Source organism: Paenibacillus allorhizoplanae, assembly GCF_927798215.1.
In the GTDB taxonomy this organism is placed as follows: domain Bacteria; phylum Bacillota; class Bacilli; order Paenibacillales; family NBRC-103111; genus Paenibacillus_E; species Paenibacillus_E allorhizoplanae.
In genome coordinates this window covers 59,288-65,925 of the sequence record NZ_CAKMMW010000032.1, presented here as the reverse complement: position 1 = coordinate 65,925, position 6,638 = coordinate 59,288, and the positions used below count along the sequence as shown (strand labels likewise).

Sequence of the window (6,638 nt, the reverse complement as noted above, 5' to 3'; positions counted from 1 at the left end):
TTATCCGGTCTTAGCTATCGTTTCCGATAGTTATCCCAGTCTTAAAGGCAGGTTACCTACGTGTTACTCACCCGTCCGCCGCTAGCTTATCCCGAAGGAAAAACCCGCTCGACTTGCATGTATTAGGCACGCCGCCAGCGTTCGTCCTGAGCCAGGATCAAACTCTCCATAATAGAAAAGCTGAAATGCTCATTTGAAGCTAGCAAGATTTTTCAATCTCTTTTATAGTCGATTACTCGACTGTGCTTACTCACTCGTTGTTCAGTTTTCAAAGATCAATCACTCTTGTCCAACCTACTCTCTTTCGAAAGCCGGAAGACCAATATACCACACTGAGTTTTTATTTGCAACTCTTAATTTCGAGTTGTTTTTTGTTGTGTTTCTTGTGTTTCTCGTGTTGTCCTCAGCGGCAACTTTTATAAGATACCACAGACGATACACACTTTGCAAGTCCTATTTCAAAAAAAATTAGAGGCACCGATTGGCGCCTCTAGAAGATATTACTCGCCTTGGCGTTCACGCATCAACGGGAATAATAAGACATCACGGATCGATGGTGCATTCGTCAATAGCATGACCAAACGGTCAATTCCTATACCTAGGCCACCCGTTGGCGGCATACCATACTCAAGCGCACGGATGAAGTCTTCATCCATCTCATGCGCTTCATCGTTGCCCAGATCTTTTTCACGAAGCTGCGCCTCAAAACGTTCTCTTTGATCGATTGGATCATTAAGCTCTGTAAAAGCATTCGCATGCTCACGAGCCACGATAAAGAGCTCAAAGCGATCCGTAAAGCGCGGATCCTCAGGGTTCTTTTTGGCAAGCGGAGAAATCTCTAATGGATGTCCAAATATGAATGTAGGCTGAATCAGCGTCTCTTCTACAAACGTCTCAAAGAACTGGTTCACAATGTGACCAAATGTCATATGCGGCTCAACAGAAACCTTGTGTTCTTTGGCCAAACCATGCGCTTGCTCGTTAGTCATATGAACACTAAAGTCTACACCCGTGACTTCTTTGATCGCATCGACCATGGAGACACGTCTCCAACCTACAGCTAAATCTACCTCATGGTCACCATAAGGAATGGTCGTCTGTCCAAGCACTTCTTGCGCGATATGAGCAACAAGCTCTTCTGTCAGCTTCATGATATCCTTGTAGTCGGCATATGCCTCGTACAACTCAATCATCGTGAACTCTGGATTATGACGCGTAGAAATCCCCTCATTGCGGTATACGCGACCGATTTCGTACACTTTCTCCAGTCCGCCAACAATAAGACGCTTCAAATGAAGCTCGATGGCAATACGCATATGAAGCTGCATGTCCAGTGCATTGTGGTGTGTGTTAAAAGGACGTGCTGAAGCGCCACCCGCGATAGAATGCAGAGTTGGTGTCTCCACTTCCAAATAGCCCAAAGAATCTAAATAACGGCGCATGGATTGAATGATTTTGGAACGAAGAATAAACGTCTTCTGAACATCTTGGTTCATAATCAGATCCACATAACGTTGACGGTAGCGCAGTTCAACATCACTTAGGCCATGGAATTTATCCGGCAATGGAAGCAACGATTTCGTCAATACCTCAAGCGATTTCACTTTAATAGAGGTTTCGCCTGTTTTCGTTTTGAAAACAACACCTTCTACCCCCACCATATCCCCTAGGTCAAGAATATCAAAAGCTTTATAAATATTCGCTTCTAGCGCATCTTCACGCACGTAGATTTGAATTTTCCCTGTGATGTCTTGCAGATGTGCAAAACTAGCTTTACCCATACTTCTTTTCTGCATAATACGCCCTGCAATACGAACCTCAACGTTCGCTTCATCTAAATCTTCTTTGCTCATCTCTTGATAAGCCGAAAGAATATCCCCTGCTGCATGCGTTCTTACAAACTTGCCGCCGAATGGATCGACACCAAGACCACGAAGCTCGTCCAATTTGTTGCGCCTAATAACGAGCAATTCATTTAATTCTAGTTCCTGACTCATGCTTTTCATCTCCTACGAATTAGTTAGGGCTGTGAACGGAAAAAAGCTTCCTGACGGAAGCTTTCCAAAAGGCTTGCGGCTGCACGCTACTTTTTAATATCAATAATTTGATACTGAATGACGCCAGCAGGTACTACAACATCAACGTTGGTGCCCTTTTGCTTGCCTAGAATAGCTCTACCCACAGGGCTTTCATTGGAAATCTTATTCTGCAACGGATCGGACTCAGCCGAGCCTACAATGTTGTATTCTACCAAGTCACCATATTCCAAGTCTTTCAGCGTAACAATCGATCCAACACTAACCGTGTTAATATCGACATCATCGTTATTAATAATCCGCGCATTGCGCAGCATTTTTTCTAAAGTAATGATTCTTCCTTCAATAAAGGCTTGCTCATTCTTCGCATCTTCGTACTCGGAGTTCTCACTAATATCGCCATAACCGATGGCAACCTTAATTCTTTCCGCAACCTCACGGCGTTTCACGGATTTCAGATGCTCAAGCTCATCCTCTAATTTCCGTAGCCCTACTGGTGTAAGAATGACCTCTTTTTCAGCCATTGCCAACTGATCTCCCGTCATGTGAAAGATTTTCATATCGTTGAATCGATGCTTCCTGCTAGGAGTTGGGTCTTTATAGAGCTGATTCAAGTAGTATGAATTCACGTTTCATAATAAGTTGCTTACTCGTTAGTCTTTCAATATATGCAGGAACACATTAATATTGACTGATTATATTGCAACGGTTTCAAAATGTCAATGTCAACCATCCCTGCTTCTTTTTAATGCACCACAGTTGATTCTTCCGCAGTCCCTGAGACGGAACTTGTTGCAAGATGTTCAACATATGCGTCCAATGTACGAACCATTTCATCCCGCTTTTCTGTCTCCATGATGATATCTTTCACACGGGCTGCTCCTGTCATTCCTTTGAGGTACCAAGCCATGTGTTTGCGCATTTCCTTCACGGCAACATGCTCACCCTTGAGGGCAATTAAACGATCCATATGCAAAATCGCGATGCGGATTTTCTCTTCTGCCGACGGTTCTGGCGGTAGCTCACCATTGGCCAGGTATTGAACTGTTCGGTACAACATCCATGGGTTGCCTAGCGCACCACGTCCAATCATTACACCGTCTACACCCGTTTGATCCAGCATGCGTTTGGCATCCTCTGGTGTGACGACATCACCGTTTCCGATAACCGGAATCGACAGAGCTTGCTTCACCTCGCGAATGATATCCCAATCAGCTTTCCCTGTATACAGTTGCTCACGCGTACGCCCATGAACACTAACGGCGCTGCCACCACCTCTTTCGACAGCTTTCGCATTTTCGACAGCATAAATATGTTCCGAATCCCAACCAATACGCATCTTCACTGTAACAGGTTTACTTACCGCAGCAACAACTGTCGCGATCATGGCTTCGATCTTATCTGGTTGGAGCAACCACCTTGCGCCTGCATCACATTTCGTGATTTTGGGAACAGGGCACCCCATGTTGATATCAATAATATCGGCATTCGTATGTTGATCAACAATTCTAGCCGCTTGAACCAAAGTCTCCGTGTCGCCTCCAAAAATCTGAAGACTCAAAGGCTTTTCACGATCATCTACATATAACATCTCCAACGAGCGTGCATTACCGTGTACGATCGCTTTATCACTAACCATTTCCGCACAGACTAAGCCTGTGCCAAACTCTTTGGCGATTAATCGAAACGCTGGATTACAAACGCCCGCCATTGGGGCTAATACAACTTTATTGGGAGCTTCGACATTTCCTATTTTCAGCACCGAAGATTCCACTCCTCTCATTTCACAACTACTGCGACTAATTCCTCGGGTTCTATGTTAAGAACTTGCGAGATATTATGAATCATTTTATTGTCTGGCTTGCGTGTTCCACGTTCAATCGCCCCTAAAATGGCAATGGATACGCCTAACAAATCGGCCAATTCACTCTGCGTATAGCCTTTTAACTTACGAAAAGCGCGTATGCGCTGTGCTATTGAGCTTTTTTCCATAGGATGACGCCTTCCTTTCCTTCCAGTTTCTCCAAGTGTGCAGAGATAGATTCAAATAGAGCGTCCTGCCGCGCGTAGAGAACCTCAGAGAGGGGCACTAATACAAAAGCCCGCTCATGCATCCGCGGATGCGGAATGATCAAGTCGGGGGTCGTAAGCTGGTGGTCACCATACAGGAGCAAATCCAAGTCAATTGTTCGGGGTCCCCAACGTAAGTCACGTGTTCGACCCAAACGGTTCTCAATGGCTAGCAAGGTAACCAATAACGCTTCAGGCGATAAGTCCGTATGAATTTGAATAACCATATTTAGAAAAGCAGATTGATCCACATAGCCCACAGGCTCGGTTTCATAGATGCTGGACTGCCCCGTCACCGTTATCCCCGATTCCTCATTCAGCGCTGCGATAGCACCCTGCAAATAATGTTCACGCTTATCAATATTGGAGCCTAATGCGACGTAAGCAATCGTGCGTTCTCGATCTTCGGCTGTCATTCCAATGCCCGCTTTCGGTTAATCTCTATGGTAACACCGTCAAAAATAACGGCGAAGGGCGGATGCGGCTTAATAACGCGAACCGTCACTTCATTGATACTAGTATAAGTATGCAAGAGCTCGGATGCAATATTTTCTGCTAATGCCTCGATTAATTTGTACGTACGCCCTTCCACAATCTCTTTGATTAAGAAAAAAGCTTCGCCATAATGAACCGTTTCCGTCAGATCATCAGTCTTTCCAGCTTTATCTAAAGGGAGCATCAGCTCTACATCGACGTAGAATCGTTGGCCCAACGTATTCTCTTCAGGGAACACCCCGTGATTGCCGAAAAATTGCATGCGGGTAAGGATGATTTTGTCCATAAGGAAAGCCTCCAGGGTTGAAATAACGATATATATAACTTAAAGTTTGCTGCGCAACATGGCATCCGTCATAACAGCTAACCGTTTGATGGCTTGAATATCGTGGATTCTAACGATTCCACACCCTTGCGCGATCCCAAGTACAACAGTTGCTGCCGTTCCTTCGAGGCGCTCCTCGGGAGGTAGCCCAAGGGTGAGTCCGATGACGCTTTTGCGCGAGGTGCCTAAAAGAACTGGATATCCAAGGTCTACGATCGGGCGTAGGTTGTTCATTAGATAGAGATTTTGCTCGTAGGATTTCGCAAATCCTATGCCGGGATCAAGAATGATGTGCTCTGGCTTAATACCAGCTTGAAGAGCTTGATCGGTATAGCTACATAGATCCCCGATCACTTCTGGAAGAAATTCGACATATTCTGAGCTTATCCGATTATGGGTGATGATAAATGGACAATCATATTGCGCCACCACATCTGCCATGTCTGCATCCGCTTGACCGCCCCAAACATCATTGATGATGTGGGCTCCCGCTTCTAAAGCTTGTCTGGCTACTTCCGCTTTGTAGGTATCAATTGAAATAGGGATATTAATTTCACGGCGAATCGCTTCAACAACAGGGATTACACGCTGCAGTTCCTCGTCAGATGTAACAATCGCTGCACCTGGACGTGTGGATTCTCCACCAATATCGATGATATCTGCGCCTTCAGCAACCATTTGATGGGCTTTGCGAACCGCATCTTCAACTTGTCGGTAGCTGCCGCCATCCGAAAAGGAATCTGGCGTTACGTTTAATATGCCCATAATGATCGTACGATCACCAATGGGCAGTTCATGTCCTCTACAGGATAACACATTCATTTAAGGATTCACTTCCTGTTCGTTACTGTGAGATTGCGTAGCGTTGGATGAGTTGACGAGTTATAGGACCCGGAGATCCAGTGCCTACCGTGTAGACTTGTCCACTTGGCGTGTACAATGTGGTGACAGGAACGATTTCTTGGATCGAATTCACAAGAAACACTTCTTCTGCGTCTACGAGATCTTCCCAACGGTACAAACCGTCCTGTGTAGGAAGTTGAAGCTGCTGTGCAAGATCTATCACATGCGCTCTTGTGATGCCAGGCAAGATGCCCGTATCAAGCGACGGGGTGTAGAGGGAGTTATTTTTGGCGAAAAAGAGATTGCTGATGATCCCTTCTGCCACATAGCCATCTTCCGAAAGCATTAGCCCTTCCGCCCCAGTAGCCCATGCGTATTTCCCAAGCTCTCTTCGAGCCAAAATATTGTTCATATAATGAAAGGACTTAAACCGATACATCCCTTCTGGTGTATTACGTGGCAGCTTGAGTAGTTGCAGCGCTTTGCCATGAAGGTAGATTGTTTCATCCCTTGGAGGTAAAGGTTTGATGTATATGATTTCCGATGGCTTCGTATAATCACCGGAAGGAAGACCTAATGCCTCGACTCCCGCAGAGACGGTATAGCGGATATACGCCTCTTCAAGATGATTAGCGTGGAGCAGTTCTTCGATGAGATGTGTCAGTTTCTGAAGGTTAGGCTCAAAAGCGATACCAAGCTCATGGCAGCCATCCGTGAGACGACGAAGGTGCTCAGCGAGCAGAAATGGTTTGCGATTGTAGGTTCGAAACGTCTCAAACAAACCGATCCCGTAAAGAAAACCGTGATCATATACGGAGACCACGGCTTGTGTTTCTTCGGTTAAGATACCATTGATGGAAATAATCATG

8 protein-coding genes and 1 rRNA gene are annotated in these 6,638 nt (G+C 45.5%); all 9 read right to left on the bottom strand.

Annotation, left to right across the window (positions count from 1 at the left end):
- A 16S ribosomal RNA gene (locus L6I86_RS32060) occupies positions 1–173 on the bottom strand; the annotation flags it as partial.
- Between the two features lie 327 nt (positions 174–500).
- Positions 501–1,997, bottom strand: a complete 1,497-nt coding sequence (gene lysS / locus L6I86_RS32055; protein WP_236292811.1) for a lysine--tRNA ligase — start codon at positions 1,995–1,997, stop codon at positions 501–503.
- 86 nt (positions 1,998–2,083) lie between these two features.
- The gene (gene greA, locus L6I86_RS32050; protein WP_056617876.1) at positions 2,084–2,560 is read right to left on the bottom strand and encodes a transcription elongation factor GreA; all 477 of its coding nucleotides are present in this window, start codon (positions 2,558–2,560) and stop codon (positions 2,084–2,086) included.
- 221 nt (positions 2,561–2,781) lie between these two features.
- Positions 2,782–3,798 carry a tRNA dihydrouridine synthase DusB gene (gene dusB / locus L6I86_RS32045; protein WP_236292810.1) on the bottom strand — a complete coding sequence of 339 codons (1,017 nt, stop codon included), beginning with the start codon at positions 3,796–3,798 and terminating at the stop codon, positions 2,782–2,784.
- Between the two features lie 17 nt (positions 3,799–3,815).
- Entirely contained in the window at positions 3,816–4,028 is a 213-nt protein-coding gene (locus L6I86_RS32040) for a helix-turn-helix domain-containing protein (RefSeq protein ID WP_056617884.1), read from the bottom strand.
- Entirely contained in the window at positions 4,010–4,522 is a 513-nt protein-coding gene (folK, locus tag L6I86_RS32035; protein WP_171629497.1) for a 2-amino-4-hydroxy-6-hydroxymethyldihydropteridine diphosphokinase, read from the bottom strand. Before folK ends, L6I86_RS32040 begins: the two co-directional genes overlap by 19 nt.
- Complete coding sequence (folB, locus tag L6I86_RS32030) at positions 4,519–4,887, bottom strand: dihydroneopterin aldolase (protein ID WP_236292809.1); 369 nt, start codon at positions 4,885–4,887, stop codon at positions 4,519–4,521. The genes folK and folB overlap by 4 nt, the downstream gene beginning before the upstream one ends.
- Before the next feature lie 39 nt (positions 4,888–4,926).
- Positions 4,927–5,748, bottom strand: a complete 822-nt coding sequence (gene folP / locus L6I86_RS32025) for a dihydropteroate synthase (RefSeq protein ID WP_236292808.1) — start codon at positions 5,746–5,748, stop codon at positions 4,927–4,929.
- 22 nt (positions 5,749–5,770) lie between these two features.
- Entirely contained in the window at positions 5,771–6,637 is an 867-nt protein-coding gene (pabC, locus tag L6I86_RS32020) for an aminodeoxychorismate lyase (protein WP_236292807.1), read from the bottom strand.
- Position 6,638: the final 1 nt, after the last annotated feature.

Coding starts and splice junctions, on each gene's coding strand:
- lysS (WP_236292811.1), bottom strand. CDS start 1,997: ATGAGTCAGGAACTAGAATTAAATGAATTGCTCGTTATTAGGCGCAAC.
- greA (WP_056617876.1), bottom strand. CDS start 2,560: ATGGCTGAAAAAGAGGTCATTCTTACACCAGTAGGGCTACGGAAATTA.
- L6I86_RS32040 (WP_056617884.1), bottom strand. CDS start 4,028: ATGGAAAAAAGCTCAATAGCACAGCGCATACGCGCTTTTCGTAAGTTA.
- folK (WP_171629497.1), bottom strand. CDS start 4,522: ATGACAGCCGAAGATCGAGAACGCACGATTGCTTACGTCGCATTAGGC.
- folB (WP_236292809.1), bottom strand. CDS start 4,887: ATGGACAAAATCATCCTTACCCGCATGCAATTTTTCGGCAATCACGGG.
- folP (WP_236292808.1), bottom strand. CDS start 5,748: ATGAATGTGTTATCCTGTAGAGGACATGAACTGCCCATTGGTGATCGT.
- pabC (WP_236292807.1), bottom strand. CDS start 6,637: ATGATTATTTCCATCAATGGTATCTTAACCGAAGAAACACAAGCCGTG.